Origin of the sequence: Cryobacterium sp. TMB1-7 (assembly GCF_004402435.1) — a bacterium.
Taxonomy (GTDB): Bacteria; Actinomycetota; Actinomycetes; order Actinomycetales; family Microbacteriaceae; genus Cryobacterium; species Cryobacterium zongtaii.
The window spans coordinates 21,337-47,977 of sequence record NZ_SOFZ01000020.1; the positions used below are offsets into that span (position 1 = coordinate 21,337).

The 26,641-nt window shown below is 67.7% G+C and carries 24 protein-coding genes; 11 read left to right on the plus strand and 13 right to left on the minus strand.

The genetic code is table 11. The features are described 5' to 3' along the window. Positions 1 to 5 precede the first annotated feature (5 nt). Positions 6 to 392, plus strand: a complete 387-nt coding sequence (locus tag E3O60_RS07130; protein ID WP_134497614.1) for a VOC family protein — start codon at positions 6 to 8, stop codon at positions 390 to 392. 5 nt (positions 393 to 397) lie between these two features. Then, a complete protein-coding gene (locus E3O60_RS07135; protein WP_134480996.1) occupies positions 398 to 1,033 on the plus strand; it encodes a GyrI-like domain-containing protein in 636 nt (211 codons plus the stop codon). 123 nt (positions 1,034 to 1,156) lie between these two features. Here E3O60_RS07135 and E3O60_RS07140 read toward each other — a convergent pair whose 3' ends face one another. Then, complete coding sequence (locus E3O60_RS07140; RefSeq protein ID WP_088457245.1) at positions 1,157 to 1,954, minus strand: LysR family substrate-binding domain-containing protein; 798 nt, start codon at positions 1,952 to 1,954, stop codon at positions 1,157 to 1,159. A gap of 131 nt (positions 1,955 to 2,085) precedes the next feature. Between E3O60_RS07140 and E3O60_RS07145 the strand changes: the two genes are divergently transcribed. After that, positions 2,086 to 2,526 carry a DUF5997 family protein gene (locus E3O60_RS07145; protein WP_088457244.1) on the plus strand — a complete coding sequence of 147 codons (441 nt, stop codon included), beginning with the start codon at positions 2,086 to 2,088 and terminating at the stop codon, positions 2,524 to 2,526. 107 nt (positions 2,527 to 2,633) lie between these two features. On the opposite strand, the gene E3O60_RS07150 is transcribed toward E3O60_RS07145, so the two are convergent. Then, complete coding sequence (locus E3O60_RS07150) at positions 2,634 to 3,311, minus strand: alpha/beta hydrolase (RefSeq protein ID WP_134497616.1); 678 nt, start codon at positions 3,309 to 3,311, stop codon at positions 2,634 to 2,636. A gap of 202 nt (positions 3,312 to 3,513) precedes the next feature. Here E3O60_RS07150 and E3O60_RS07155 point away from each other — a divergent pair, with 202 nt between their 5' ends. Next, complete coding sequence (locus E3O60_RS07155; RefSeq protein ID WP_088457242.1) at positions 3,514 to 4,101, plus strand: NUDIX hydrolase family protein; 588 nt, start codon at positions 3,514 to 3,516, stop codon at positions 4,099 to 4,101. A 60-nt stretch (positions 4,102 to 4,161) separates the two neighbouring features. Here the strand turns inward: E3O60_RS07155 and E3O60_RS07160 are convergent, their stop codons facing one another. From E3O60_RS07160 to E3O60_RS07180, 5 genes are all read right to left on the minus strand, one after another. Then, complete coding sequence (locus tag E3O60_RS07160; RefSeq protein WP_134408149.1) at positions 4,162 to 5,130, minus strand: nucleoside hydrolase; 969 nt, start codon at positions 5,128 to 5,130, stop codon at positions 4,162 to 4,164. Between the two features lie 98 nt (positions 5,131 to 5,228). Beyond that, a complete protein-coding gene (locus E3O60_RS07165) occupies positions 5,229 to 5,720 on the minus strand; it encodes a GNAT family N-acetyltransferase (RefSeq protein ID WP_088457240.1) in 492 nt (163 codons plus the stop codon). 253 nt (positions 5,721 to 5,973) lie between these two features. Beyond that, positions 5,974 to 7,518 (minus strand): DEAD/DEAH box helicase, encoded by a 1,545-nt coding sequence (locus E3O60_RS07170; protein WP_134408150.1) that lies wholly within the window; start codon positions 7,516 to 7,518, stop codon positions 5,974 to 5,976. 311 nt (positions 7,519 to 7,829) lie between these two features. Further along, positions 7,830 to 8,465 carry a DUF1684 domain-containing protein gene (locus E3O60_RS07175; protein WP_088457238.1) on the minus strand — a complete coding sequence of 212 codons (636 nt, stop codon included), beginning with the start codon at positions 8,463 to 8,465 and terminating at the stop codon, positions 7,830 to 7,832. A gap of 4 nt (positions 8,466 to 8,469) precedes the next feature. Then, positions 8,470 to 9,021 carry a hypothetical protein gene (locus E3O60_RS07180; protein ID WP_134497618.1) on the minus strand — a complete coding sequence of 184 codons (552 nt, stop codon included), beginning with the start codon at positions 9,019 to 9,021 and terminating at the stop codon, positions 8,470 to 8,472. 43 nt (positions 9,022 to 9,064) lie between these two features. On the opposite strand from E3O60_RS07180, the gene E3O60_RS07185 reads away from it, so the two are divergent. The 3 genes from E3O60_RS07185 (at position 9,065) to E3O60_RS07195 (ending at position 11,659) form a co-directional block, all read left to right on the plus strand. Next, the gene (locus E3O60_RS07185) at positions 9,065 to 9,511 is read left to right on the plus strand and encodes an EVE domain-containing protein (RefSeq protein WP_241979989.1); all 447 of its coding nucleotides are present in this window, start codon (positions 9,065 to 9,067) and stop codon (positions 9,509 to 9,511) included. A gap of 225 nt (positions 9,512 to 9,736) precedes the next feature. Then, entirely contained in the window at positions 9,737 to 11,002 is a 1,266-nt protein-coding gene (locus E3O60_RS07190; protein ID WP_134481001.1) for a hypothetical protein, read from the plus strand. A gap of 102 nt (positions 11,003 to 11,104) precedes the next feature. After that, on the plus strand, positions 11,105 to 11,659 hold the full coding sequence (locus tag E3O60_RS07195; RefSeq protein WP_134497620.1) for a 2-phosphosulfolactate phosphatase: 555 nt from the start codon (positions 11,105 to 11,107) through the stop codon (positions 11,657 to 11,659). Between the two features lie 6 nt (positions 11,660 to 11,665). On the opposite strand, the gene E3O60_RS07200 is transcribed toward E3O60_RS07195, so the two are convergent. Both E3O60_RS07200 and E3O60_RS07205 read right to left on the minus strand, forming a co-directional pair. Beyond that, positions 11,666 to 13,351 (minus strand): glycoside hydrolase family 32 protein, encoded by a 1,686-nt coding sequence (locus E3O60_RS07200; RefSeq protein ID WP_134497622.1) that lies wholly within the window; start codon positions 13,349 to 13,351, stop codon positions 11,666 to 11,668. A gap of 4 nt (positions 13,352 to 13,355) precedes the next feature. Next, positions 13,356 to 14,213 (minus strand): choice-of-anchor L domain-containing protein, encoded by an 858-nt coding sequence (locus E3O60_RS07205; protein ID WP_134497624.1) that lies wholly within the window; start codon positions 14,211 to 14,213, stop codon positions 13,356 to 13,358. Between the two features lie 389 nt (positions 14,214 to 14,602). Between E3O60_RS07205 and E3O60_RS07210 the strand changes: the two genes are divergently transcribed. Continuing rightward, entirely contained in the window at positions 14,603 to 16,180 is a 1,578-nt protein-coding gene (locus E3O60_RS07210; RefSeq protein WP_088458115.1) for a glycoside hydrolase family 68 protein, read from the plus strand. Positions 16,181 to 16,273: 93 nt separating this feature from the next. On the opposite strand, the gene E3O60_RS07215 is transcribed toward E3O60_RS07210, so the two are convergent. From E3O60_RS07215 to E3O60_RS07225, 3 genes are all read right to left on the minus strand, one after another. Beyond that, complete coding sequence (locus tag E3O60_RS07215; protein ID WP_088457232.1) at positions 16,274 to 16,765, minus strand: SprT-like domain-containing protein; 492 nt, start codon at positions 16,763 to 16,765, stop codon at positions 16,274 to 16,276. After that, positions 16,765 to 17,925 (minus strand): sorbosone dehydrogenase family protein, encoded by a 1,161-nt coding sequence (locus E3O60_RS07220; RefSeq protein WP_134497626.1) that lies wholly within the window; start codon positions 17,923 to 17,925, stop codon positions 16,765 to 16,767. The genes E3O60_RS07215 and E3O60_RS07220 overlap by 1 nt, the downstream gene beginning before the upstream one ends. A 79-nt stretch (positions 17,926 to 18,004) precedes the next feature. Further along, positions 18,005 to 18,697: a hypothetical protein gene (locus tag E3O60_RS07225; protein ID WP_240632265.1), complete on the minus strand. Its 693-nt coding sequence runs from the start codon at positions 18,695 to 18,697 to the stop codon at positions 18,005 to 18,007. An 87-nt stretch (positions 18,698 to 18,784) separates the two neighbouring features. On the opposite strand from E3O60_RS07225, the gene E3O60_RS07230 reads away from it, so the two are divergent. Continuing rightward, positions 18,785 to 20,566, plus strand: a complete 1,782-nt coding sequence (locus tag E3O60_RS07230) for a CotH kinase family protein (RefSeq protein WP_166788965.1) — start codon at positions 18,785 to 18,787, stop codon at positions 20,564 to 20,566. Positions 20,567 to 20,666: 100 nt separating this feature from the next. Then, positions 20,667 to 21,578: a metallophosphoesterase gene (locus tag E3O60_RS07235; RefSeq protein ID WP_166788966.1), complete on the plus strand. Its 912-nt coding sequence runs from the start codon at positions 20,667 to 20,669 to the stop codon at positions 21,576 to 21,578. A gap of 38 nt (positions 21,579 to 21,616) precedes the next feature. On the opposite strand, the gene E3O60_RS07240 is transcribed toward E3O60_RS07235, so the two are convergent. After that, positions 21,617 to 22,486, minus strand: coding sequence for a spermidine synthase (locus E3O60_RS07240; RefSeq protein ID WP_088457228.1), 870 nt, complete (start codon positions 22,484 to 22,486; stop codon positions 21,617 to 21,619). A gap of 642 nt (positions 22,487 to 23,128) precedes the next feature. Here E3O60_RS07240 and rpoB point away from each other — a divergent pair. Beyond that, on the plus strand, positions 23,129 to 26,620 hold the full coding sequence (gene rpoB / locus E3O60_RS07245; protein ID WP_103429995.1) for a DNA-directed RNA polymerase subunit beta: 3,492 nt from the start codon (positions 23,129 to 23,131) through the stop codon (positions 26,618 to 26,620). Positions 26,621 to 26,641: the final 21 nt, after the last annotated feature.

Below are 26,641 nucleotides of genomic sequence, written 5' to 3' on the forward strand. Positions count from 1 at the left end.
TGATCATGACAACATCAGAACTGACCTACCTGCGTGGCTTCAGCGGGTTCGCCGTGCCGGACCTGGAGGAAGCCCGCGGCTTCTACCGGGATGTGCTCGGACTCGACGTCGTGGACAACCCGATGGGCCTGCTGGAAATCACCCTGCCGGGCGGCGCGATGGTGATCGTCTACCCCAAAGAGGACCACGAACCCGCGGTGTTCACCATCCTCAACCTCGCAGTGGCCGACATCGAGCTGTCGGTGGATGCCCTGGTGGAACGTGGTGTGGAAATGCTGCGCTACGACGGCTTCGAGCAGGACGAGCGGGGAATCGTACGCGGCGGCGGGATGCCAACCGGCGGCTGGTTCGCCGACCCGGCCGGCAACGTCATCGCAGTGATGGAAGCCTGATTTTGGTGACCGAGGTCGCGACCGCGCCGTACGACGTGAAGCGAGAACTGCGCGCAGTGTACGCCCCGAAGAACCGGGACTGGGAGACGCTGGTGGTGCCGCCGCAACGCTTCCTCGCCGTGGACGGGTCGGGGAATCCGAACACGGCGCCGGCCTACGTCGAGGCCGTCGAGGCGCTCTACGCGGTGTCGTACACGGTGAAGTTCACCAGCAAACGCGGTGGCGGCCGCGACCTGGTGGTGGGCCCGCTGGAGGGGCTCTGGTACGCCGACGACGCATCCGTGTTCAGTGCCCGCGACAAGGCCGCGTGGAGCTGGACCATGCTGATCAGCCAACCGGACTGGGTGAGCGACGGGGCGATCGAGGAGGCCATCACGGCGGCCCGCGGCAAGAAGAAGACGCTGCCCGCCCTCGACCGGGTGCGCATAGAGCGGCTCGACGAGGGACTCTGCGCGCAGCTGCTGCACGTGGGCTCCTACGACGACGAGGCGCCGGCGCTGGCCCGGCTGCACGGCGAGGTTCTCCCGCAGGCGGGCCTCCGCGAGCGCGGCCGGCACCACGAGGTCTACCTGGGCGACCCGCGCCGCGTCGCGCCGGAGAAGCTGCGCACGGTGGTGCGGCAGCCGGTGTCGCTCGCGTAATTGCGCGACCCACTTCCGCGAGTTGCCCACCTGCGGACGAGTTGCCCCGGTGCGCCGGGGCAACTCGTCCGCAGCGGGGCATCTCGGGGGTGGTGTTCCCCGCGGGGACGTGCGGGAGGCGGGTCAGCGACCGCCGCGGCGCTTGCCGGCCTGCGGGCTGGGGGAGTTGCGGGTGCGGCCGGCGCTCTGCGTCTTGCGCGCGGTGGCCGGTTTGGCCGCCGCCGCGGCGGCGCGCACTGCTTTGGCGGCGGCCTTGGCCTTGGCGGTCTTCTTTTCCTTCTTCACGGGCTCGTCGCCGGCCGCGACCGCGTTGGTGCGTGAGCTGTCCGGGGTGCGGCCGCGCACGATGCCGATGAACTCCTCCACGTCGGGCGTGGTGTCAACCGTGCGCCAGGCCAGTGCGATGCGGCTCTCGGCGGTGTCCTCCACCGGCTTGGAGACGACATCCTTGCGGCTGTGCAGGCGGGCCACCGAGTGCGGCAGGATGACGATGCCCACGCCGGCGGCGACCAATTCCATGGTCTCGTCCATGTCGCGCATCGGCGGCAGCGGGCGGCGGCTGCCGTCGCGCACCTCAACGGCCGCGTCGCGCCACTCGGGGACGTCGTCGGGATCCTGCAGCAAGTGCTCGTCGACCAGGTCGGCCACGACCACGCTGTCGGCGTCGGCCAGGAAGTGATCCTTCGCCATCACCAGCACGGGGATCTCGTTGTACAGGTTGATCAGGCTCAGGCCGTCGTCATCGATGGGCAGGCGCACCAGGCTCACGTCGGCGCGGCCGTCGCGCAGAACGAGCTCCTGATCGGCGATGCTGGTGCGGAAGACCGAGAGCTCGACCTCCGGGCGCCGCTCGGCCCAGATGCGGGTCCATTTGGTGGGGGTGACCCCGGCGACGAAGGCAATGGAAAAGGTCACCGGCATCCTCTCGTGTGCAAAATCAGTGTGGGTGGTGGCTCCGCGGGCGCGTGCGACGTGCCGGCGGCGGGCCGTTTTGGTGGTGTCCGGGCGCAGGACACCGAAACCATAGTGCTCTCAGGCTATACGCTGGAACCATGAGCGAGAAGAAGCCCCAGACCATGAAGCCGGCCACGGCTGCCCAGAAGCTCGGGATTCTGCTCGAAGCAGCACCCGAGGAGTTCCAGTCCACGCCGGTGTCCCGCACCGAGCTGGCCGCCCTCGAGGCGAACCCGCCGGAGTGGCTCACCCAGCTGCGCGCCAACGGCCCGCACCCCAAGCAGGTCGTCGCCGCCAAGCTCGGCGTGTCGATCTCAGGCCTGGTGCGCGGTGAGGTCACCGAGCCGCTGACCAGCGCCGAGATCCAGGCACTGCTGCAGCAGCCGCCGGCCTGGCTCGTCACAGAGCGCGCCACCCAGTTCGAGGTGCGCGAGGAGCAGATCCGCGTGAAGGACCGCGATGCTGAGAAGGCCCGCAAGAAGGCGCACGCCGAGCGTTTCGCCGCACAGAACGAGAAGGCCGCCCGCAAGAACTCCTAGCTCTCTGGTTTCACCGAGTTGCCCCGCCCCGGACGAGTTGCTCCATTGGGACGGGGCAATTCGTCCGTTCGGGGGCACGTCGGGGCATCCGTGCCGGGGTGCGCCGGTCAGACGGTCGGCACCGCCGGCGTCGCCGGAGCCGCGTACTGCTCGCGCAGGAACGCGACGATCTCGCCGAGTTCGGCCTGCGAGATGGAATGGCCCATTCCCTCGTAGATGCCCTCGGTGAGTGTGGAGTGCGCCGGCAGCCAGGCTTGGGTGCGGGCGACAGCGCCCTCGGGGATCACCGGGTCCAGAGTGCCGCGGCCCCAGAACACCGGCGGCGCGAGCTCTTTGAGCCGTGCGTCGCCCGGATGCGTGCCGCTGCCGATGAACCCGGACAACTGCACCGCGAACGCGAACCGTTCCGGCGCGTGCCGCATCAGCTGCAGCGTCATGGCGCCGCCCTGCGAGAAGCCGAGCAGGCCGATGGACGTGGGCTGCTCGGGGAGGGCGTCGAGCCACTCGATGATGCCGAGCGCTGCCGCGTCGAGAGCGTCACCGACGGGATCGCCGGGCACCCCGATGGGAAACCACGACCAACCCTGACCGGCCGGCAGTGGCGCCCGCAGCGCCGCGATCGTCGGCTGCAGCGGCAGGTGCGGGGCCAGCGCGAACAGATCGCCCTCGGTCGACCCATAGCCGTGCAGCACCAGCAGCAGCGGGCGCCCCACCCGGTCGGGTGCGGCGGCCGACCACAGCACGGCGGCCGGATCGATCGGCTCGGGGCGGATGCTGGTGGCCATGTGTCGGTTCCTCACGTCGGTGTCGACGCAGGTAAAGCGCCGACTCCCTCAATCCTTCCACGCCCGCCCGAGACCCGCGGGGTCTCGCGAACTAAGACCCAAGGCCCACGAAAGTGCCTTTTCTCACAGCTCGCGGGGTCGGGGCGGGCGGACTCGCGGACCCCGGTGGTGCATCCGCGGCTCTCGTGAGTGAGAATGAACTATGAGCGTGCGCACCCCTGACCCCGATCCGGACTGGACGCCTGGCGGGGATGACGCACCGCCGCCCAACTCGAACCCGGGTTGGCTGAGCGATGTCGAGCTCGCCGAGATCCGCCAGCGGCTGCCGCTGCTGTACGTCGAGGCCGTGCCCGTGCGCGTCGACGGTCTGGGCCAGGTCGTCGAGGTCGGTGTGCTGCTGCGCGCCACCCCCGAGGGCAAAATGACCCGCACCCTGGTCTCCGGCCGGGTGCTCTACGGCGAGACCCTGCGCGACGCCCTGTTCCGGCACCTCGAGAAGGACCTCGGCCCGATGGCGTTCCCGCAGCTGCCGCCGAGCCCGGTGCCGTACTCGGTTGCCGAGTACTTCCCGATGCCCGGCATCACCGCGTTCACGGATGACCGCCAGCACGCCGTGTCGCTGGCCTACGTCGTGCCCGTCACCGGCACCTGCGACCCCCGCCAGGATGCCCTCGAGCTCACCTGGATGACCCCGGAGGAGGCGGCCACCGACGCCGTCTCGGCCGAGATGGAAGGCGGCCGCGGTGGCCTCCTGCGCATGGCCCTGGCCTCGGTCGGCGCCCTGCGCTGACCCCCGCATCCGCGAACTGTGACCTAAGCACCTTCGCGGGCGAGTTTTTGGGCTTTTCTCTCAGTTCGCGAGGGGGGAGAGGCCCAGGGTGTCCAGGAACAGGCGGGCAAAGCGTGGGGCGTCCACGTCCAGGGCGACCTCCACGACCTCCCAGGTGCCCGCGGTGCCGTGCAGGATGTCTTCGCCCACCCGGCGACGCTGGTCCACGATGGTCTGGCCGCGACCGTACCCGGTGAGCTCCACCCGCACGGGCAACAGTCGGGTGGTCAGCGCATCCGGGTCGACGAGCGCGCAAAGCGCCCCGGCGTCACCGATCAGCCCGGTGTACTCAGCCGCGCTGTTCTCGCTGCGGGCGACCCGGTTCGCCAGCAGCGCTCCGACCACCCGCCCGTAGCCGGAGTCGCCGCTCTCCAGCGCGGTGGCCAGGTCGCGGTCAACGCTCACCTGGTTGAAGACGTCCAGCCCGTACATGAAGGTGGGGATGCCCGCGTCGAGTACGATCGCCGCCGCCTCGGGGTCGTGCCACACGTTGAACTCGGCCACGGCAGTGGCGTTGCCCACGCTGGCCGAGCCGCCCATGAACACGATCCGTTCGATGTTCTCGGCCAGGTCGGGGTACTGGCGCAGCAGCAGCGCGAGGTTGGTCTGCGGGGCCAGTGCCACCACGGTCACCGGGCGGGGGCTGTCGGTGATGAGCCGGCGCATCAGCTCGACGGCGTTGACCGGCGCCGGCGTGCGCTCGCCCGGCGGCAGGTGCACGGTGCCCAGACCGCCCTCGCCGTGCACGTGCGACGCGCTGCGGGCCGGCGAGATCAACGGACGGCGGGCGCCGGCCGCGACCGGGATGTCGGGAGCTCCGGCGACATCGAGGATCCGCAGGGTGTTCTCCACGACCCGCTCGAGTGAGGCGTTGCCGGCGACACAGCTGATGCCGAGCACCTCGATGTCGGGGTGGGCGACGGCGAAGAGGATGGCGAGGGCATCATCGACGCCGGTGTCGACGTCGAGGATCACAGGAATCGTAGGCATCCCCTGATTTTACGGTGCCGGGCGTGGCTGGTGGGCGCGCGAAAGCCCGACCCCGCTGGGCGGGATCGGGCTCGGCTCAGGGCCTGGGTGGCCGGCTGCTAACGCTCGAGGCGCACCTCGCGGAATGGTTCGCCCAGCACCTCTTCGGTGCGCTCCTGGCCGTCGGGCAGGTAGCCGTTACGGGCGTAGAAGCGGTGCGCGCGGGGGTTGTCCGCGGCGACCCAGAGGTAGGTGGGGCCGGGATCGACGACGGCGTCGAAGAGGGCCTGGCCGATGCCGGTGCCCTGGTGGGCCTGCAGCAGGTAGACGAAGTAAAGCTCGTGCTCGGTGGGCTTGCCGGCGTCGCGGCCGGGGCCGCTGCCGGCGAAACCGACGATCTCGCCGTCGAGTTCAGCCACGACGTGGCGGTAGCCGGGGCCCTGCACCGAGAAACGGCGCCACATTTGGGCAAGGCGTTCCGGGTGCAGCTGCGACAGTGCAGCCTGGCTGAGGATGTGGTCATAGGATTCGTGCCAGCAAGCCGCGTGGACGCGGCCCAGGCTGTCGGCATCCGTCTCGGTGACGGGCCGAACAACAACGGTGGTGTTCATACTTCGACCCTAACCCCGGCCACCGACCCCGCCGAACCATCCAGCCGCCGGCCCCGCCCTGCCCCTCGCCGGCCCGGCCCGAGCACTACTCCTGCACTTTCAAGGGATGCGCCGGTGGCACCCCAGAATCACGCGGCGGAACCCCGGCCGGGCAGAGCTCTGCAGGAGTTATGCAGCCAGGGCCGGGGAACGACGAACGGGCCGGCCCCGTGAGGAGCCGGCCCGTTCGGGTCGTACAAGCAGTACGGGCTGACTAGCCCTGCGCGCGGCGCGGAGCCGAGCGACGGGCGCCGCCGCCGGTGGAACCGGAGCCGCGCACCAGTCCGCCGACCTGAAGGCCACCGGAGCGGCCGGAGCCGCCGGTGCCCGAACCTGAACCACCCGTGCGGGGAGCGTGGCTGCGGCCGGAGGAGGCCGGACGCTCGGTGCGGTCGCGACGGGCGCCACCGGCGGCGACGGCATCGCCGCTGCGGCCGCTGCGGCCACCGGCGTCGCGTGAACCGCGGCCGCCGTTGTCGCGCTCGTCACGGTTGACGCGCTTGCGCTGGGCGTTGGCGCCCTGCGAGCGGCCGCCCTGCGACTGGCCGTGCGGCTGCTCGACACGCGGCACCGGCTTGACGTACGCGGCCACGTCACCGGTGAGGGCGACAACGGCGGGCGACGACGCGTTCACGCGCTGCGGGGTCACCGTGATGGCGGCCTTGCGCAGCAGCTGGTCGGTGTCGCGCTTCTGCGCGGGCAGCACGATGGTGACGACGTCACCGGCGCTGCCGGCGCGGGCGGTACGGCCCGAGCGGTGCAGGTACGCCTTGTGCTCTGCGGGCGGGTCGACGTGGATGACGAGTTCGATGTCGTCAACGTGCACGCCTCGGGCGGCCACGTCGGTGGCAACGAGAACCTTCACGTCGCCGGCGCTGAACGCGGCGAGGTTGCGGTCACGGGCCACCTGCGATAGGTTGCCGTGCAGGTCGACGGAGGGGATGCCCGCATCCGTCAGCGCCTTGGCCAGCTTCTTGGCGTGGTGCTTGGTGCGCATGAAGAGGATGCGGCGACCGCTGCCCGAAGCGAGCTTCTCGATGAGCTCCTTCTTGCTGTCGGCGCCATCGACCTCGAACACGTGGTGGGTCATCGCGGAGACGTGGCTGGTGGCCTCGTCGACGGAGTGCAGAACCTCGTTGTGCAGGAACCGGCGCACGATCTTGTCCACGCCGTTGTCGAGCGTGGCCGAGAACAGCAGGCGCTGGCCGCTGGACGGGGTCTTGTCCAGGATGCGCGTGACGACGGGCAGGAAGCCCAGGTCGGCCATGTGGTCGGCCTCGTCGAGCACGGTGATCTCAACGGAGTCGAGGTTCACGAAGCCCTGCTTCATGAGGTCCTCGAGGCGGCCGGGGCAGGCCACGACGATGTCGACGCCGGCCTTGAGCGCGGCGACCTGACGGTTCTGCGAGACGCCGCCGAAGATGGTGGTGGTGTTCAGGCCGTAGGCCTCGGCGAGGGGGGTGAGCGCCGCGGTGATCTGGGTGGCCAGCTCGCGGGTCGGCGCGAGGATCAGGCCGAGCGGGCGGCCCGGGCGGCGCTTGCCGCCGGCGAGCTTGCCGCCGAGGCGGGACACCATCGGGATGGAGAAGGCCAGGGTCTTGCCGGAGCCGGTCTTACCGCGGCCGAGGACGTCGCGGCCCTTGAGGGTGTCGGGCAGGGTGTCGACCTGGATCGGGAACGGGCTGTCGATGCCCTGCGAGGTGAGCACGGCAACGAGGGGAGCGGGCACGCCAAGCGCGCCAAAGGAAGTTTCAGACAAAGTGGTGCCTTTCGGGGCATCAGTCTCCTCGCTCGAACCGGTGACGCACAGAGCGACGGCCGGAGCCAGGAGGATTCACATGGCGAAGGTGCCGATGGGCACATCCGTTCGCCGTAAGAAAGTTTCATTCGGAAATCGAGAGGGCCGCCAGCAACGAGTCATACTCGGGCGAGGCGGCCGTCGATAAGAAGAGGGCGTTCTACGACGCAGTGAGCGCAACTACGCACTCACAAGTACCCCTACTCTAGCGGATGCTGTCAAGCGCGCAGCCAGAATCCAGCCGTATCAGGGGCTGGCCGGGACTTTCGACTCTAGTCTCTGGGCAGGTACAGTTCGCCGACCGGCACCTCGGCGGTGACGATGTTGCCGGCCTGCGGCAACGGGCAGGCCCACATCGGGTCGTACGCGCAGGACGGGTTGTACGCGAAGTTGAAGTCCAGGATCAGGCTGTCGTCGCCGGTGCCCGGGCCGAGGTCGGCGCCCTTGATGGTGTCCAGCAGGTAGCGGCCGCCGCCGTAGGTGCCGCCGGACTTACCCGCGAGGGCGTCCTTGAGCGGCAGGAACAGGCCGCCGCCGTAGCTGGCGAGCCGCCAGAGGTCGAGGGAGCCGATGTAGGGCAGCCGCACGGAGCCGACCAGGTCGAACGGCACGACACCGTCGGTGCCGGTCTCCACCGTGATGCGCAGCGGCTCCGCTGCCCGGTGCACCTCCACCTCGAAGCGCCAGTCCGGGTCGTAAGCTGCGACGGTGAGCCCGGTGAATGCGGCCCTGTCGTCCGGCAGCAGCGGCGACGCCGGATGCCCGGCGAAGAGTTCATCGCGCCCGGAGCGCCAGAGTTCGTGGCCGGCGGCCGGCTTGCGAGCGCTCAGCTGCCGCACCCCGCCGTAAAGCCCGAACACGCGGCGGCGCCAGTCGGCGATCTGCAGGGCTCCGATGCTTGTGCTCATACCGTCAGGCTAACCCGTCGTTCCCGTCAGGGCCCTCGGCCGCGCCCGCGGCCACGAATGCGGGATCGTCGGCGCCCAAGTCGTACTGCCAGGTGGGCGCCAGGGCCTTGAGTCGACGCATCCGCAGCTGCCAGAACGCCCAGAGGCCGGGCCACACCGCCAGAGTGGCCGGACCGGCGGAGAAGATCAGCTGGTCGCGGTAGAGGGTCTTGCCGGTGCCGGCCGGGTCGGGGGAGATGGCCATGCGGTGGTCCCAGTGCGTGAGCGTCTTCATCGCGCCGGAGACGCCGTTGCCGGTGTCGTGCACGATGCGCACGCCGTCCGGGGTGGTGCGCATCTCCAGCCGGATCATCTGCTCGCCCAGCGGCACCAGGCCCAGACCGCTCATGGTCACCGGGTGCTCTCCCGGCGTCCAGCGGGTGGGGAAGCCTTCCGTTTCGAGGGAGGCGATGCTCATCAGCGGGCCGCTGACCTCGCGGAACACCGTGGGGCTCGCCAGGGCCCGCCAGGCGGCATCCGGGGTGCAGTCGAGGATCACTTTCAGCAGTACGCGCATGCTCTCAGTCTGTGCTGTCAGAGCGATGCAGTACAACTGGTACGTGGCGATTCGGTACTGGCTCGGGGTGGTGCAGCAGGAGTATGTGCTGCGGAGCGTCGCCATGGGCCTGGCCCAGATGAACTTCGCCGCCCGCGAGATCCTCGAAAGCATGAACGAATCCGATGGGCTGGTCTACTACTCGCCCAAGACCGAATTCGAGGGGGAGCGACTGCGGCAGTTCACGGCGATCGGCTATGTCAGCGACAACGTGGTGGTGCAGGTGGGTGACTCCGGCAGCGAGTACCGGCCCTGGCGGCGACGGGTGCAGTACGACCCGGCCGCCGAGCCCGCGTCGATCCGGCCGCTGCTGAAGGTGCTCGACCTCACCCGCGACGACCCCGACTGGGGCCGGCAGTTGCGCCGAGGGCTGCTGGAGATCAGCCGGCACGACTTCGAGCTGATCCGGGCGCAGATGCGCCGGCCCAGCGCCGACGACCGCCGCCGCTAGCCGCGCGGCCTCGCCGCCCGCCCGTGCCTCGCGCCCGTGAGGCTTCGTTGCACCTCGTATGGCTGGCCGCGCCCGCTATAGCGGGCGCGCTGGGCCGCAGGAGGTGCAGTGAGCAGCTCGGGGTGGTCTCGGGGTGGTCCCGCTCCCTCCGGGCGCCGTCCGAAACGCGCCCGGGACCGGCCTGCCACCAGCCATTCCACCAGCTTCGCTCAATAGGATGGCCGCATGACTGATGCTTTGTGGTGGCTCCCGTCCGTCATCGTCCTCGGCGTGGTCGTGGGCGTCATCTGGCTGTTCGTGTCGGCGTCCCGGCGCAAGGCCCGCGGCATCCGTGCGGCCGAGATCGCCGAGATCGCCGAACGAGAGCGCGCCGCGGCGATCAGCCTGGTGCGGGCGGATGACCTCATCGAGGCCGCCACCGATGAGCTCGGTTTCGCGATCGCCCAGTTCGGTGAACGAGCCACAGCCGACTTCGCCGACGCCCTCACCGTGTCCAGGCGCCAGCTGCGCGAGGCCTTCGCGCTGAAACACCAGCTCGACGACAGCGACCCGGACACCGACGCGCAGGTCCGCCAGTGGACCGAGAAGATCACCCGTCTCGCCGACGAGGCCACCGCCCGCCTCGACGCGCAGACGCGCGATTTTGATACCAAACGGGTCGTCGAGCAGAACGCTCCGCTGCAACTCGAGCGGCTGCGACGCCGCCTCGACCGCGCGAACGACCGGCTGGCCGGCGGCGCCGCCACCCTCAACCGGCTCGCCACCAGCTACTCCGCGTCGGCGCTCGCCTCGATCAGCGGCAATGTCGAGCGCGCCCGTGCCGCCATTGATGTGGGCCTCAGGGCCGCGGATGCCGCCGACGCGCGCCTGGCGGCCGGGGCCACGGAACCGGTCGGCGAGCAGGTCAGCGCCGCCGAGCACGCCCTGTTCACCGCCTCGGCGCTGCTGGACGCCATTGAAACCGGTGAGGACGAGCTGCACGTGGGTTTCGCCAGCCTGGGCACGGCCCTCGCCGTGGCCGAGACCGAACTCGCCGAGGCGCGCGCGCTGCGCGACCGGCACGAGGAGTCCGACGCCAGCGCCGACCTCAACCGGGTGATCGCCGCCGCGGATGCGGTCGTGGCTGAGCTGCGCCGTCCCGGCCGGGTGAGCGACCCGTCCGCCGACCTCGCCCGGCTGCGCGAGGCCCTCGACGGCCTCGACGTCACCCGCTCCGAGGCCCGCAACCGGCAGCTGCGCCGCGACAACGCCCGCGAGGCCTACGTGGGCGCCCGGCTGGCCGCTCGCAGTCAAATCGGCATCACCCGCGACTTCATCACCGCCAACCGCGCCCGGGTCGGCGCCGGCGCCCGCACCCGTCTGGCCGAGGCCGAACGCCAGCTCGCCCTCGCCGAGGCCGAGGCCGACCCGGTGACCGCGCTCGACGCCGCCCGCCGGGCCATGACCCACGCCACCGACGCCGACGCCCTCGCGCACTACGACGCCCGCTAGCTCGCCGAGTTGCCCGCCTTCGGAGTGGTTCTGCCCGCCGACAGTGTCGTCCGGTGACGAGAATCCCGGCGGGGAGAGCACCGCGCCCGGTACTCTGAACCGGTGAGCGACGCCGAGCCCCAGATCAAGTACCAGGTCCGATTCGACTGGGGCGTCGCCGGCTTCCAGGCCCTCGCCGCCGAGGCCGACGTGGTCGTGCTCGCCGATGCCCTGCCGGCCGTGGATGTCGCGCGCGGCTTCCCCACGCCGCTCGGCGCACACACCGTGATCGCGGCCGACCTCGCCACGAGCACCCTCGTGGCCGACTGGGCGCTGGCCCGCCAGACCGAGAAGGGTGACCGTTTCTCGGTGGCGGTCGTCGCGGTGGGGGAGCGCCGTGCCGACGGCACCATCCGCTTCGCCATGGAAGACCTGCTCGTGGCCGGCGCCGTGATCGACGCCCTCGCCGAACGGGGCATCGACCACTGCTCACCCGAAGCCGCCGCCGCTGCCGCGAGCTTTGTGGGCCTCAAGCGTGCCGTGAAGCACCTCGTGAAGGCCTCCGAAACCGGTCAGGCCCTCGCTGAAACCGGCCGGACCGCAGCGGTCGCCGCCGCACTGGCCCCGGCCACGGATGCCGCGGTCGCTGTCGTCACCGACTTCACCTTCCCGGCCTGAGAGCAGCTACTGGCGCTCCGGAGCCGCGACGGCCAGCGGAGTCAAGGTCAGTGACCTGACCACCGTGCTGCCGTCAACGGATTCCACGCGAAGGCCGTTGGCGCCCGGCTCCCCGAAAGCCAGCGAGCTGAGGGTCTGCCGGCCGCCGTCGGCGAACACTTCCACGGAGGAATAGTCGACGAAGATGTCGAGGTCCACGGCGCCATCTCGCAGCGGGCTGGACACCCCGCGGACCGCCCGGTACAGCTCCGGCATGGTGGCTGCGGCCGCATCGGCATCCCGGGCGATGAACACGTTCTGCAGCGCGAAGTCATAGCCGACGGTGACAAAATGGCCGCCGCCGTCCTTGATCTTCAACCGCACTTCCCGCGCCGGGCCGGCCTCGTCGGGCGACAGGGTCACCTGCAGCCGATAGGAACCGGTCCCGGGCTGCGGCAGAGTATCCGAGTCGCCGGGCGGCAGCACAGTCGTTTCGGCGGTTATCGCCTCCCCGCCGAGTTCGGAAAGAGCATCCACCGGTTGCGAAACGAGGGTCGCGGCACCGTCGAGGTCCACCAGCCGGATGCTGCGCACAATCGAGAACATCCCGCCCTGCCAGTCCGTCGTGGGCAGGTCGCCGGCGTACCCCCAGTTGTTCAGCCAGCCGATCGCGTAACGGCTGGCCAGTCTCTCCTCGGCGCTTTCGCGGGGGTCGTCCCAGGTCACCGCGGCATAGAAGTCCGCCCCGTCATCCAGCCAGCCCGGAGCCTCGCTGTCGGGCGTGAACGATGTGCCGTTCCAGTCTCCCGTCCAGTAGGCCAAACCGGTGGTTTTGTCGTACTTCGAGCCGTGGGCGCTGGCGGCCAGCACCCAGCGGGTGTTCGCTGGTTCCCCGTCCACGGACATCTGGAACAGGTCGGGGCACTCCAGTGTGCCCAGGTCGTCCCGCTCGAAACTCGATACGTAGGTCCACTCGGTGAGATCCGGCGAGGTGTAGAAGCCGACCTTGGCTCCCTCGGCGAGCACCATGACCCAGACCTGACCGGCGGCATCCCAGATCACCTTCGGGTCGCGAAAATCCGTCGTCCCAGGGTTCTCCATCACGGGGTTCGCCTCGTACGAGGTGAAGGTGTACCCGTCGTCCGTCGAATAGAACAGGGACTGGCGCTGGATGCCGTCGGCCTGTTGGGTCATGATCGCGATGACCGCTCCGGCGCCGAAACCGGCGGTGTTGTCGACGTCGATGACCGTGCTTCCGGTCTCGATGTCACCGAGGCCGTTGCCGTATTTCTCGATCGCCACCCCCTCGTCCTTCCAGTGCACGAGGTCAGTGGAGGTGACGTGGTACCACTCGGTGCCGTTCCCGTTGGGGTAGTCGGCGTTGTAGAGGTAGTAGTAATGCCACACATCGTCAAGGAGGAACGGGCGTTGCGGGTCGTTCATCCAGTTGTGCGCAGGCGTGAGGTGCAACGCCGGGCGGTAGTCGGACCAGTCAGTCGGTCGCTCGAATTGCCGGGCGTCGGTGGGCTGAGGCGCGGGCGTCTGCGACGACGTGACGGGTGGCTGGGCGGTAGGCCGCGCCAGCAGCGCCCACGTTAGGGCGCCGGCCACCGCGAGGACCACGACGGAGGCGATCACGATGAGGCGGGCACGCCGCTTCTTCCCACCGTTCTTTCCCGTCGGGGTCCCGGCAGTGGCCGGCGAGCTCTCCATGTCGTCAGCGACGCGAAGGGCTGGAGTAGAGCGACTTTGCCGCGAGCAGCAGAGTCGTGTCGAGTTGGCCGTCAAGGGTGTCGGCCACGGCGATCTTCACAGTGACCGGTGTGCCGGGCGTGACTCTCGCGTGGCACTGGAGCGGCTTGGTGAATCCGTTCATTTCCGTGGGCAGGGTGCCCGGCGTGCGGTCGGTGAAGTTGGGCACGTAGTGCTCTGGGTTGGCGGTCGGGTTGATGGTGCTGACTCCGGCGGGTTCCGAGGTGCGGGGAACGGTGGAACACAGCTGGCCGTTCACCCAGATGCCGAGCGCATCGTTGTATCCCTGGGCGGTCCAGTTCGCATACTCTTCGCTGCCGAATCCGTATTCGAGGTAAAGATGCTTGTGCTTGGGCTTCACGGTGAGTGTCAGCACGGCGGCGTCGTAGCTGGAGACTCCCGCTTGCGCGGTGAGGTCAGCATCGCCGGCTCCACCGAAGTCGCCCGTCGTCGTCAGGCTCGTATTGGGTCCGATCAGCGAGGATCTGGTGAAGTCGACGTCGGCATCCGACTGTGGATCCGCGTTGATGAGGCTCCCTGTCGAGAGCGCGACGCCGGACGAATTCCGTTTTTCGAGCATCGGAGCCTTGTACAGTCCGGCCTGCACGTCGACGCCCGAGAACGTGGCGTCCTGCACTCTGAGCCCGCGGCCGGCGAGCGAATCGGCCAATTGCGCTGCAGAGACCTCGCGCAGTGTCGACACTGACACGGACGGGGCGGCGAGAGCGGGAGAGGCCGTCAGCAGTATGGCGGCAACGGCGGCCACGCCGGCGGTAAGGCCCCGTCCTAGGGTGCCCGCGCGCCGTGATGTTTTGGTATCCATGATTCTCCAGGTGTTGGGTCGTCGGGGGACGACCGCGATGGATGGTGCTTCTGGGGAGAGACGCCACCTGAGAGATCTCCGTGGAGGTTACGCCTGTGCCAGAACCACCGTCAAGAGCGCCATTTCGGTGCGAGAGTGCCCTGGGGGACCCCTGCCGCAGTATCACGCGGATCTCAAGCTTTGAAATTCCCTCAACATTGCCGAGAACCCGGACTGGAGTCTTGACTTTTTCTCAAGAACGCTTGACCTTTCGCGATGGGAGGCAGATGGTTGGCCCTGGGGTAAGCGTCATTGAGCGGTCGATCATCCAACTTTGATCGAAAGCGGACATCGTGAAAATTCAATACCGGCCAGCGCGGCGGGCGGCCATTGGCCTGCTCTCCGCCACCATGCTCATCGCGGGCACATTGGCCCTAGGCACACTTCCTGCCCAGGCGGCGGACTTCGTTCCCGTCAACCCGGGCTTTCCCAATCCCACACCGCACAGCCAACAGGCCTATGAGCCTGAGGCGGATTTCACCTCACGCTGGACGCGCGCTGACGCGCGGCAGCTGAAGGCGATGAGTGACCCCAGCGCCCCACCGCGGGAGAACTCGATGCCCGAGGAATACACCATGCCGACCATCCCGCAGAGCTTTCCCGACATGAGCGGCGGGCAGGTGTGGGTCTGGGACACCTGGACCCTGACCAACGGTCAAGCCGATCAGCTCAGCTTCAAGGGGTGGGAGGTGATTTTCTCGCTGGTCGCTGATCGCAATCTGGGTTTTGATGAGCGACACACCTACGCCAAGCTCGGCTTCTTCTTCCGCAAGGCGGATGTTCCGATCGAGCAGAGGCCGGAGAACGGCGGTTGGACCTACGGCGGTCTGGTTTTCCCTGACGGCGCCTCCGGGGCGATCTACGAGGACCAGTCGTTCAGCCATCAGACGGAATGGTCCGGTTCCACCCGGATCTTCGCCGGCAACAAGCTGCGTACGTTCTACACGGCGGTCGCCTTCTACCGCGACGCGGCCGGTCAGGACGTGAAGCCGGCCGATCCGCGTATCGTGCAGACCGAGGGTCGGATCTTCGCCGATGACACCGGCGTGTGGCTCACCGGTTTCCGCGACCAGCACCAGCTGCTGGTTCCAGACGGCACCCTGTACCAAACCAAGGACCAGAACTCGTCCGTGAACTTCCGTGACCCGTTCACCTTCGAGGATCCCGCTCACCCCGGCAAGACCTTCATGGTCTTCGAGGGCAACACGGCAGGAGACCGCGAGGCGGTCGAGTGCACGGCAGAGGACCTCGGTTACGATCCCGCCGATCCGCAACGTGAGGTGCCGGTCGGACAGGGGGTTCCGGGCGGTCCGCCGGAGATCGCGTCTGACGCGAACCTGCGGATGGGTAACGTCGGCCTGGCGGTCGCGGACAACAAGGCGCTGACCCAGTGGCACTTCCTGCCACCGATCCTGTCAGCGAATTGCGTGACCGACCAGACGGAACGTCCTCAGATCTACATGAAGGACGGCAAGTACTACATCTTCACGATCAGTCACCGTTCGACGTTCGCGCCGGGCATCGACGGTCCCGAAGGTGTGTACGGCTTCGTCGGTAACGGCGTGCGCAGTGACTTCGAGCCGGTCAACCGGGGTTCGGGTCTTGCCCTGGGCAGCCCGTCCAATCTCAACTACGCGGCCGGGTTCCCCTTCGCGCCCGACTTCAACCAGCACCCGGGGCAGTTCCAGGCGTACTCGCACTACGTCATGCCCGACGGCCTGGTTCAGTCCTTCATCGACACCATCGGAACGTCGGATGACTTCCGTCGAGGCGGAACGCTGGCGCCGACGGTGAGGGTGGACATCAATGGAGCTGAGGTGCTCGTCGACCGCAGCTACGGAACCGACGGGCTGGGCGCATACGCCGACATCCCCGCGAACGAAATCGCGGATGTCCCGGACACGCCCGATCCCCGTCCCATCGGGTAGCACCAGAAGGCGCCCATCCCGGGCGTCGGCTGATTCCTCGATCCCCACCGCGGCTGCTGCGGCGGGGATCGAGGTGTGTCCCGCCCGTGGACGTCAGCGGGCGGCGGCGGCGGCCCGGCGTCGGGCGGCCGGAGTGATCTCGCGCCGGGTCCAGGTGATCACGTGCGCGGCCGTGAAGCCGCGGCCGCACAGCCCGCAGGCCAGCGGACGAGTGGGTTGGCGGTACCGGTAGTGAGTGTGGCCGGCGGAGCAGGTGCCCACCCACGGCGCCAGGTCGTCGGCGATCTCGCCGTCGTGGGTGCGCTTGCCGTCGTAGCCGAGCCCGAGGGCCACGCTCCGCCAGACGGGGCCGTGCCCGGCCCGGGCGCCGGCCAGGGCGTGCGCCACCTCGTGCAGCAGGATCTGGTGGATCTCGTCGTCGCCGTACCGGGCGGCCAGGTACCGGGACACGGTGATCTTCTTGGCGGTGAAGTTGCACAGCCCCGCGCGCTTCTTGGCGTTGTCGAAGTCGAAGGACCAGCTGGGGTCAAGGTGCAGGGTTATCAGCGCGTCCGCCCAGTGGCGCACCCGAACCAGGTCGGCCATCAGGGCCCCACCTGCACCTGGTAAAGACGGTCGTCGCCGGGGGAGGGGGCGCCCCGGCCATCCGTATTGTTGCTCACGAACCACAGTGTGCCATCCGGCCCGGACACCACATCGCGCAGGCGCCCGAAGCTGTTGACAAACCACCCATCGACGGTGCCTGTGGAGGGATCGACGCGCCACAGCCGCTCGCCGCGGAGCGCGGCCAGAAACAGGGTGTCGTTCACCACGGCCAGGCCGCTCGGGCTCGCCTCATCGGTGGACCACTGCTGCACGGGGTCGATGAAGGCGCCACCGCCGCCTGCACCCTCCGCCTCGGGCCAACCGTAGTTGCCGCCGGCGGTGATCAGGTTGAGCTCGTCCCAGGTGTTCTGACCGAATTCGCTGGCCCAGAGCTGCCCGGACGAGTCCCAGGCGAGGCCCTGCGGGTTACGGTGGCCGTACGAGTAGACCAGGCTGCCGAACGGGTTGTCGGCCGGGGCCTGCCCGGTCGGGGTCATGCGCAGGATCTTGCCGCCCAGCGACCCGAGGTCCTGCGCGTTGCCGGACTCGCCCGCGTCGCCGACGGTGGCGTAGAGCAGGCCGTCCGGGCCGAACCCGATGCGCCCGCCGTTGTGGTTGCTTGCCGCGGGGATGCCGCTGAGCACCGACTCCGGCTCGCCGAGACCGAGGCCGCCCGCGGTGCCGGTCAGCGGCATCCGCACGATGCGGTTGTCGGATGCGGCGGTGAAGTACGCGTAGACCCAGCCGGCATCAGGGGTGGTCGGGTCGGCCGCGCCGTCGCCCGCGGCCAGGAACGCCAGCCCGAGCAGCCCGCCCTCGCCCACCGGTTCGACCCCGGCGACGGTCCCGGCGTCCCGCAGGCCACCGTCCGGCAGCAGCTCGCGCAGGAGGGCCGTGTCACGTTCGCTGATCAGGGTGGCGCCGCTGGGCAACCGCAGGATCGACCACGGAGCGTCCAACCCCTCCGCGATCACGACGGGCTCACCCAGCGGACGCACCGGCACGGGCGACGCGTCCGCCGCCGGGGCGGTCGCCGCCGGAGTGGGCCGCGCCGGCGTGCTGGTGCTGGCGCTGGGCCGGGGAGTGCTCGCCGTGCAGGCGCACAGCAATGTCACCATGCCCGCGGCGACCACGCCGGCCCAAACCCGTCTGTGATGCATATCTCCTGCAGAATGCCACGAAACTCTTGGAATTGGTCAGATCCGTGCCCCGGCACCGGGAGCGGTGCGCGGTGGGGCGTCAGCGCAGGGCGCGGCGCTCGCCGATGAAGGACTCCACGACGGCCACGGCGATCAGGGCGCTCTCCAGCTCATCGGGCGAGGCCCCGGACTTGTCGCGCAGAAACACCGCGGCGGTGAAGTCGGCCAAGGCGCCGTCGAGGTCGTCCTGTTCGAAGTGCACCTTGCCGCGAGTCTCCCGGGCGAACGCGGCGGTGAGGTTCCACTCGTGCGTCTCCGACTCGAGCACGCACTGGGTCAGTTCGGACGCGGCCTCCTCGAGCTTGGCCTGAAACTGCATCACCTGGGCGCGGCGGATGCGGCACAGTACGAAGTCCTGCCGGTCACCGGTGAACCGGGCCTGGCGCAATGCCTGGTTGGCGATCTCGAACGCCTCGTCGAGGCGGTCGAGCAAGCGCAGCAGGGTGACCTTCTCGTTCAGCGCCGAGAGGCTGCGGAGTTGGCCGAGGTCGTCGAGACGTTCTGCGGCGGCAGGAAGGTCGACTTTTTCCCGGAGGGTGACGGCGTCGTAGCCAGTGATGATGGTCAGGATGATGTCCTTGACAGGGCGGCCGTGGGGTGCCGCGGGGAGGTCGGGTTCCCCTCCAGAGTAACCCCGGTGGCGAGGCGCTGACGCCCGATCGGGGGTATGTCCCGAGCTTTCATCTGCGCAAGAGGCATGAGAGATCCTCAGGTTAGGCGTATGGTGTGCCACCAGACGGGCATCGTCGTCAACGCCGACGCCGACTCGCTATCCGGCTTATGTCCCCGTGTTGAGGGGACCACACGAAAGGCCTCTCCAATGCAGATACAGTCTCGCGAGGGCCTAGCCCTGCGAGCGTTGGTCGTCATCATGACCGCCGCCCTCACCATCACCCTCGTCAATGTCGGTGACCCGACACACGCCACCGCAGCACCACAGACACCGAACCTGCCTACCCTGAACATCACCCTCAGCGACCCAGACGCCTCGCGCAACACGCTGAGCTACGTGCACGCATCCAAAGACAATAAGGTCGCGACAACGATGACTGTCGAGGACCCTGCCGGGGTGAACAGCATCTCGGTGCCGGCTCTCGGCGAGATCAAGGGCCGTGGCAACTACACCTGGAACTTGGCCAAAAAGCCGTACCAGATCAAGTTCGAGCAGAACACCGCTGTTCTGGGCATGGCCCCGTCGAAGACGTGGATTCTTCTCGCGAACGCCGCCGATGCGTCGCTGATGCGCAACAAGGCCGCCTTCGAGCTGGCCACGTCAATTGGGCTGGCCTACTCGCCCGAGTCCAGATGGGTCGACCTCCGGGTCAACGGCACCTACCTCGGCAACTATCTGATCAGCGAGAAGACCGAGGTCAAGACGAACCGCGTGGACCTCACTGACCCGACGGGCGTGATGGTCGAGTTGGACAACAACTATGGCCTGGCCGAGCCCTACAACTTCCGAACCGCGACCAGTAGGTCACTGTTCGTCCTGAAGGACTCGAAGGCCGGCGTTCCGGACGGGGGTCCGCTTCCAGCCGAGACCCAGGCCGGCTGGAACGACATCCAGAACACCCTGAACAGGGTGGACGCGATCCTGGCGGCGCCGCAGGTCGACTGGGTGGCGCTGAGCGCCCTGATCGACGTTGACTCGTTCGTCAAGTTCTATTACGTGTTCGAACAGGCAGCCAATCCTGAGATCACGCAGTCAAGCGTCTACTTCTACAAAAACGGACCTGCCAGCAAGCTGTTCGCCGGACCGGTGTGGGACTTCGATAGCGCGTTGGGCAACTACGACCGCGCGCTGCATCTCGGCTCGGATCCGCAGGCCGACTACGCGAAGAATGCGCAGATTCTGCGGCAGCAGGGCAACGGCTTCTACTTCGACCTGTTCCGTTCCAAGGAGTTCGTCCAGCGCGCCAACGAGCTGTGGCAAGCGGGTATCTCCCACGAGGTCGGTCTGATGCCGGCCAAGATCACCCGCTGGGAGAGCGAAATCGCGGCCTCCGCCGCTGCGAACTTCGCCGTGTGGCCCATTTTGGGCACGCCGACGCTACTGATCGCCGGTTTCGGCAAGAACTACCACAGCACCTACGCCGGCGAGGTCGGCTACCTCCGCGACTGGCTGGCCACGCGCGCCACGATGCTGATCAAGGAACAGGGCGCCACACCGATGCTCCGGTACAAGGCCCACCTGCAGGACGTCGGCTGGCAGCGCAAAGTGAACACCGGCCAGGTAGGGGGCACCCTTGGCCAGTTCAGGCAGATGGAATCGCTCGTCGTCGAGACGCCGGGATCCCCTGCGGTCGCGAACATCGAGGCCAACGCCCACGTTCAGAACATCGGCTGGATGGGTTGGCGTCCTACCTCCAACATCGGGACGACCGGGCGAGCCCTGCAGATGGAGGGAATCCAGTTCCGCCTGACCGGGGAGCTGGCCTCCCAGTACGACATCTCGTACCGCACCCACGTGCAGGACATCGGCTGGCAGCCGTGGGTGAGCAATGGTGCCTCTGCGGGCACGACCGGTCAGTCCAAGCAAATCGAGGCGATCCAGGTGCGCCTGCTGGCCAAGGCAACGCCCACCCTTCCGGCGCTGCCCTAGGGAGCGACGAAGTGTTGAGCCGAATTGGGGTCTGTCACACGTGAGGACTCGGAAGACGAGAGCAGTGGATGGCCGAAGCGCCCGCCGCACAGTGGCGGGCGTGGTCGCCTCCGCGGCTGCTGTTCTCGTCCTGGCCGGATGCGTATTCGTTCCCCCGGCCAATTCCGACCCGAGACCCTCCGAAAGCATCGAACCGTCTCCGCCACCGCCGACCCGGTTGGCGCTGATCTCCGACTTCGGGACGTGCGACGCCGGAGAACAATGGACGGCGGATCAGGTCGCCTCCTGGGGCGTTGACGCCATCGTGACCGCCGGAGACAACACCCAGAACGAAGTCGACTGCACTCCGTATGCCGAATCGGTCTGGGGCTACTTCGAGCAAGGCGAGGGCGGGCGGGGCGCGCCACCTCTGTGGCCCACGCTCGGCAACCACGACTACTCCGATGTGGGTGCCGGCCTCGACGCCTATCGTGCGGCCTTCCCGTACCTCAGCACGGCCGCCGACGAGCAGCAGCGCTGGTACACACAGGATGTCGGCGACGTTACCCTGATCGTGCTGGACAGCGAGACCACCCCAGAGGAGTTGGAGATCCAGCGGGGCTGGTTGAAGGAAACACTCACTGACCAGCGTGCCGAGCGACCGGATGCCTGGAACGTGGTGCTGTTCCACCGCCCCGCCTACACCTCCGGCGTCCACGAAGACAACCGGGAGATGCGGCCCACCGCTGGCTGGGACTACGCCGGGTGGGGGGCCGATATTGTCATCGCGGGCCATCAGCACATCTATGAGGACGTCGTGGTCGATGGTCTGCACTACCTCACAGCCGGCATCGGGGGTACGGCCAACACCCGGGTGTGTCCCGTCGAACTGCGAGAGGGAAGTCGGCTCTGCCTGGAGGGGACCGGGGCGAGCGTGATCGAGGCGACGGCCGATGAGTTCGTGCTCCAGTACTACCGGCCCGATGCGGAGGGCACGGCAACGCTGGGGGACACCATCCGGCTCAGCCGCTAGCGCGCTGGCCTGGTCCTGAGAACCGTGAGCGAGGGCGCTCAGTTGCCGATCTGGAACACGGTGCGGCCGGGCAGCGGCGACGGCGTGGCGGTAGCATCCGTGGACACCGACGCGGCCGACATGAACTGGGCCAGCTCGGCGCCCTCGACGACCTTGGCCGGATGCGGGCCGCCGGCCAGCAGGCGCGGCACCCAGTGCAGGTCGAGCGGGGTGTGCGCGGCCACGAAGACGATGTTGCCGAACCGGCGCCCCTTGAGCACCTGCGTCTCGGCGAGGCCGATGACGTGCCCGAACACGGCCGACAGCGTGGCGGCCTGGCTGCGGGCGAACGCGAGGCCCGGCCCATCCGCCACGTTCACCGCGAGCACACCGCGCGGCGACAGCAGCGGAGCGGCCAGCTCGTAGAACTCCCGGCTGGTCACGTGCGCCGGGGTGCGGGCGCCCGAGAAGATGTCGACGACCACGAGGTCCACCGAGCCGTGCAGCCCAGCGGGCAACTTGCCCAGCACCTCGCGGGCGTCACCGTGCCGCACCCGCAGGTTGGCGCGCTTGTCCCAGGGCAGTTCGGCGCGTACGAAGTCGATGAGGTCGCTCTCGATCTCCACCACCTGCTGGCGGGAGCCGGGCCGGGTCGCCTCCACATAGCGGGGCAGGGTGAGCGCGCCGGCGCCGAGGTGCACGGCCGTGATGGCCTCGCCAGGGTCGCCGATCAGGTCGATGACGTGCCCGATGCGCTGGATGTACTCGAAGAACAACTCGTCGGGGTTGTCGATGTTCACGTGCGACTGCGGGGTGCCGTCCACCACCAGCTGGTAGCTGCCCGGCGTGAACCGGTCCGGCTCGATGACGGCCTGGTGCCCGCTCAGTTTCAGTGTGATCGTCGGATGTTCGTGCTCGCCCCTGCTCATCCCCCCAGTCTGACAGCCCCGCGCATCCGTGCGCCGACTTGTGCCAAATGCAGCCTTAGCTGGCCCGGAAGGGGCACTTTGCGGCAAATCGGGAGCCACGATGCGGCCGTCGCTGAGCTGAGTTGCCAGTTGACGCCCCCACAGGGGCCAGCGGCGGGCGCCAACTGGCAATTCACCACCGGCCCCTGCGGTGAGGTGCCACTTGACGCCCCTTCAGGGCCCGCCACACGGCGCCAACTGGCAAGTCGGCGACCACGCCCGGAGCGGATGGCTGCGCGATACCGACGACACGCGCTCGACGGCCGCAGCAGGACGCTGCCGGATGAGGCACAATGGAGCAACTCAACACCCCGCCCGCCGCTCCAGCCGGCCGGTGAAACCGGGTTATACCTGAGAATTTGGCGAAGGTCAATATTCCAGTAGACACGGGCGCAACAACGGCATATAGTTGACCTTTGCGCTCCCAGATTTAACTCTGCCTTCATATTGCGGTCGGCTTTGCGTGCTCAAGCCACCTTGCAGCACATTTCTGAGCCGGATGTCCTCATATCCAAGGATGGACATCCCTGCTCAGGATCTGCGGAGTCCATACCAAATTACTAACAGTGATTAGACCTGACGGGGTCCACGGAGGTTACTTCCTTGGCTGCTGCGCGCAACGCAACCACCAATTCACCCAAGAACGGACGAGCTGCTGGCCGTCTTTCGTTCGCAAAGATTTCTGACAACCTCACGGTTCCCGATCTGCTCGCTTTGCAGACCGAGAGCTTTGACTGGCTCGTCGGAAACGACATCTGGAAAGCTCGCCTCGCCGAGGCCCAGGCTGCCGGTCGTCACGACCTGAACGCTCGCACCGGTCTCGACGAGATCTTCGAGGAGATCTCGCCGATCGAGGACCTCAGCGAGACGATGCAGCTGTCCTTCACCAACCCGGAGCTCGAGCCGGAGAAGTACACCATCGACGAGTGCAAGGAAAAGGGCAAGACCTATTCCGCACCGCTGTATGTGAACGCTGAGTTCATGAACCACCTCACCGGTGAGATCAAGACCCAGACCGTGTTCATGGGCGACTTCCCGCTGATGACCCCCAAGGGCACCTTCGTGATCAACGGCACCGAGCGTGTCGTCGTGTCGCAGCTGGTGCGTTCGCCCGGTGTGTACTTCAACCGCGAACAGGAGAAGACCTCCGACAAGGACATCTACTCCGCCCGCGTCATCCCGAGCCGTGGTGCCTGGCTCGAATTCGAGATCGACAAGCGCGACCAGGTCGGCGTTCGCATCGACCGCAAGCGCAAGCAGTCCGTCACGGTGTTCCTCAAGGCCCTCGGACTCACCTCCGAAGAGATCCTCGAGGAGTTCAAGGGCTTTGCGTCCATCGAGCTCACCCTCGAGAAGGACAACATCCTCACCAAGGAAGAAGCCCTCAAGGACATCTACCGCAAGCTGCGCCCGGGAGAACAGGTCGCCGCCGAGGCCGCGCGTGCGCTGCTGGACAACTTCTTCTTCAACTCCAAGCGCTACGACCTGGCCAAGGTTGGTCGTTACAAGATCAACCGCAAGCTGGGCCTCGAGGCGCCGCTCACCGACTCCGTTCTCACGCTCCAGGACATCCTGGCCACGATCAAGTACCTGGTTGCGCTGCACGACAACCAGACCACGATCCGCGGCACCCGCGACGGCGTCGAGACCGACATCCGCATCGACATCGACGACATCGACCACTTCGGCAACCGTCGTATCCGCGCCGTCGGCGAGCTCATCCAGAACCAGGTCCGCACCGGCCTGTCCCGCATGGAGCGCGTCGTTCGCGAGCGCATGACCACGCAGGACATCGAAGCGATCACCCCGCAGACCCTGATCAACGTGCGCCCCGTCGTCGCCGCGATCAAGGAGTTCTTCGGTACGTCGCAGCTGTCGCAGTTCATGGACCAGAACAACCCGCTCGCCGGACTGACGCACAAGCGTCGCCTGTCCGCGCTGGGCCCGGGTGGTCTGTCCCGTGACCGCGCAGGTGTCGAGGTGCGAGACGTTCACCCGTCGCACTACGGCCGCATGTGCCCGATTGAAACCCCGGAAGGCCCGAACATCGGCCTGATCGGTTCGCTCGCCTCGTTCGCGCGGATCAACGCCTTCGGTTTCATCGAGACCCCGTACCGTCGTGTCATCGATGGTGTCGTCTCCACGACGATCGACTACCTCACCGCAAGTGAGGAAGACGAGTACATCGTCGCGCAGGCCAACGCCCCGCTGACCAAGGCCGCCCGCTTCGCCGAGACCCGTGTTCTCGCGCGTAAGAAGGGTGGAGAGGTTGACCTCTTCCCGGCAGAAGACATCGGCTACATGGATGTCTCGCCGCGCCAGATGGTTTCCGTCGCGACCTCGCTCATCCCCTTCCTCGAGCACGACGATGCTAACCGCGCACTCATGGGTGCCAACATGCAGCGTCAGGCTGTGCCGCTGCTGCTCAGCGACAGCCCGCTGGTCGGGACCGGTATGGAGGGCTTCGCGGCCATCGACGCCGGCGACGTGCTCACCGCACAGAAGTCCGGTGTGGTCATGGAGGTGTCGGCTGACGTCGTCACCATCCAGCTCGACGAGGGCGGAACGCAGGACTACTACCTGCGCAAGTTCAGCCGCTCCAACCAGGGCACCAGCTACAACCACCGCGTCATCGTCAACGCCGGCGAGCGTATCGAGGCCGGCGAGGTCATCGCCGATGGTCCCGCTACCGACAACGGTGAGCTCGCACTCGGAAAGAACCTCCTCGTGGCATTCATGTCATGGGAGGGTCACAACTTCGAGGACGCCATCATCCTGAGCCAGAACCTGGTGAAGGACGACGTTCTCTCCTCGATTCACATCGAAGAGTACGAAGTGGATGCGCGCGACACCAAGCTGGGCAAGGAAGAGATCACTCGCGACCTGCCCAACGTCTCCCCGGACCTGCTTGCAGACCTGGACGAGCGTGGCATCATCCGCATCGGCGCCGAGGTTCGCCCCGGCGACATCCTCGTGGGCAAGGTCACGCCGAAGGGCGAGACCGAGCTGTCCGCCGAGGAGCGCCTGCTGCGCGCGATCTTCAACGAGAAGAGCCGCGAAGTTCGCGACACTTCCCTGAAGGTTCCTCACGGTGAGCGTGGCACCATCATCGGTGTCAAGGTTTTCGACTCGCAGGATGGCGACGACGAGCTCGGCTCGGGCGTCAACCAGCGTGTTGTCGTCTTCATCGCCCAGAAGCGCAAGATCACCGAGGGTGACAAGCTCGCCGGTCGTCACGGCAACAAGGGTGTCATCTCGAAGATCCTGCCGGTCGAGGACATGCCGTTCCTCGCCGACGGAACCCCGGTTGACATCATCCTGAACCCGCTGGGTATCCCGGGCCGCATGAACTTCGGTCAGGTGCTGGAGACCCACCTCGGGTGGATCGCCAAGCAGGGCTGGCAGGTCGAGGGTAAGCCCAAGTGGGCCGGCCGTCTTCCCGAAGCCGCGCACAGCGCCGCCCCGAACACCAAGGTCGCGACCCCGGTGTTCGACGGCGCGCTCGAGGAAGAAATCGCCGGTCTGCTCGACTCGACGACTCTGACTCGTGACGGCGACCGCCTGATCGACTCGACTGGAAAGACGCAGCTGTTCGATGGTCGCTCCGGCGAGCCGTACCCGATGCCCATCGCGGTCGGATACATGTACATCCTGAAGCTGCACCACCTCGTCGACGACAAGATCCACGCACGTTCGACGGGCCCGTACTCCATGATCACGCAGCAGCCGCTGGGTGGTAAGGCGCAGTTCGGTGGACAGCGTTTCGGTGAGATGGAGGTGTGGGCGCTCGAAGCATATGGAGCCGCTTACGCCCTGCAGGAACTCCTGACCATCAAGTCGGACGACATCCTCGGCCGCGTCAAGGTGTACGAAGCCATCGTTAAGGGCGAGAACATCCAGGAACCCGGTATCCCCGAGAGCTTCAAGGTTCTGATCAAGGAAATGCAGTCGCTGTGCCTGAACGTCGAGGTGCTCTCGGCCGATGGAACCGCAGTCAGCCTGCGCGACACGGATGACGAGGTCTTCCGCGCAGCGGAGGAACTGGGCATCAACATTTCCACCCGGTTTGAGTCGTCGTCAATCGACGACATCTAAACCAGGCCACTGACGAATACT

Coding starts and splice junctions, on each gene's coding strand:
- E3O60_RS07145 (WP_088457244.1), top strand. CDS start 2,086: ATGAGCGAGAAGAAGCCCCAGACCATGAAGCCGGCCACGGCTGCCCAG.
- E3O60_RS07160 (WP_134408149.1), bottom strand. CDS start 5,130: ATGCCTACGATTCCTGTGATCCTCGACGTCGACACCGGCGTCGATGAT.
- E3O60_RS07130 (WP_134497614.1), top strand. CDS start 6: ATGACAACATCAGAACTGACCTACCTGCGTGGCTTCAGCGGGTTCGCC.
- E3O60_RS07165 (WP_088457240.1), bottom strand. CDS start 5,720: ATGAACACCACCGTTGTTGTTCGGCCCGTCACCGAGACGGATGCCGAC.
- E3O60_RS07210 (WP_088458115.1), top strand. CDS start 14,603: ATGCTCATCGCGGGCACATTGGCCCTAGGCACACTTCCTGCCCAGGCG.
- E3O60_RS07215 (WP_088457232.1), bottom strand. CDS start 16,765: ATGGCCGACCTGGTTCGGGTGCGCCACTGGGCGGACGCGCTGATAACC.
- E3O60_RS07200 (WP_134497622.1), bottom strand. CDS start 13,351: ATGGAGAGCTCGCCGGCCACTGCCGGGACCCCGACGGGAAAGAACGGT.
- E3O60_RS07220 (WP_134497626.1), bottom strand. CDS start 17,925: ATGCATCACAGACGGGTTTGGGCCGGCGTGGTCGCCGCGGGCATGGTG.
- E3O60_RS07175 (WP_088457238.1), bottom strand. CDS start 8,465: ATGAGCACAAGCATCGGAGCCCTGCAGATCGCCGACTGGCGCCGCCGC.
- E3O60_RS07150 (WP_134497616.1), bottom strand. CDS start 3,311: ATGGCCACCAGCATCCGCCCCGAGCCGATCGATCCGGCCGCCGTGCTG.
- E3O60_RS07180 (WP_134497618.1), bottom strand. CDS start 9,021: ATGCGCGTACTGCTGAAAGTGATCCTCGACTGCACCCCGGATGCCGCC.
- E3O60_RS07155 (WP_088457242.1), top strand. CDS start 3,514: ATGAGCGTGCGCACCCCTGACCCCGATCCGGACTGGACGCCTGGCGGG.
- E3O60_RS07205 (WP_134497624.1), bottom strand. CDS start 14,213: ATGGATACCAAAACATCACGGCGCGCGGGCACCCTAGGACGGGGCCTT.
- E3O60_RS07230 (WP_166788965.1), top strand. CDS start 18,785: ATGCAGATACAGTCTCGCGAGGGCCTAGCCCTGCGAGCGTTGGTCGTC.
- E3O60_RS07240 (WP_088457228.1), bottom strand. CDS start 22,486: ATGAGCAGGGGCGAGCACGAACATCCGACGATCACACTGAAACTGAGC.
- E3O60_RS07140 (WP_088457245.1), bottom strand. CDS start 1,954: ATGCCGGTGACCTTTTCCATTGCCTTCGTCGCCGGGGTCACCCCCACC.
- E3O60_RS07190 (WP_134481001.1), top strand. CDS start 9,737: ATGACTGATGCTTTGTGGTGGCTCCCGTCCGTCATCGTCCTCGGCGTG.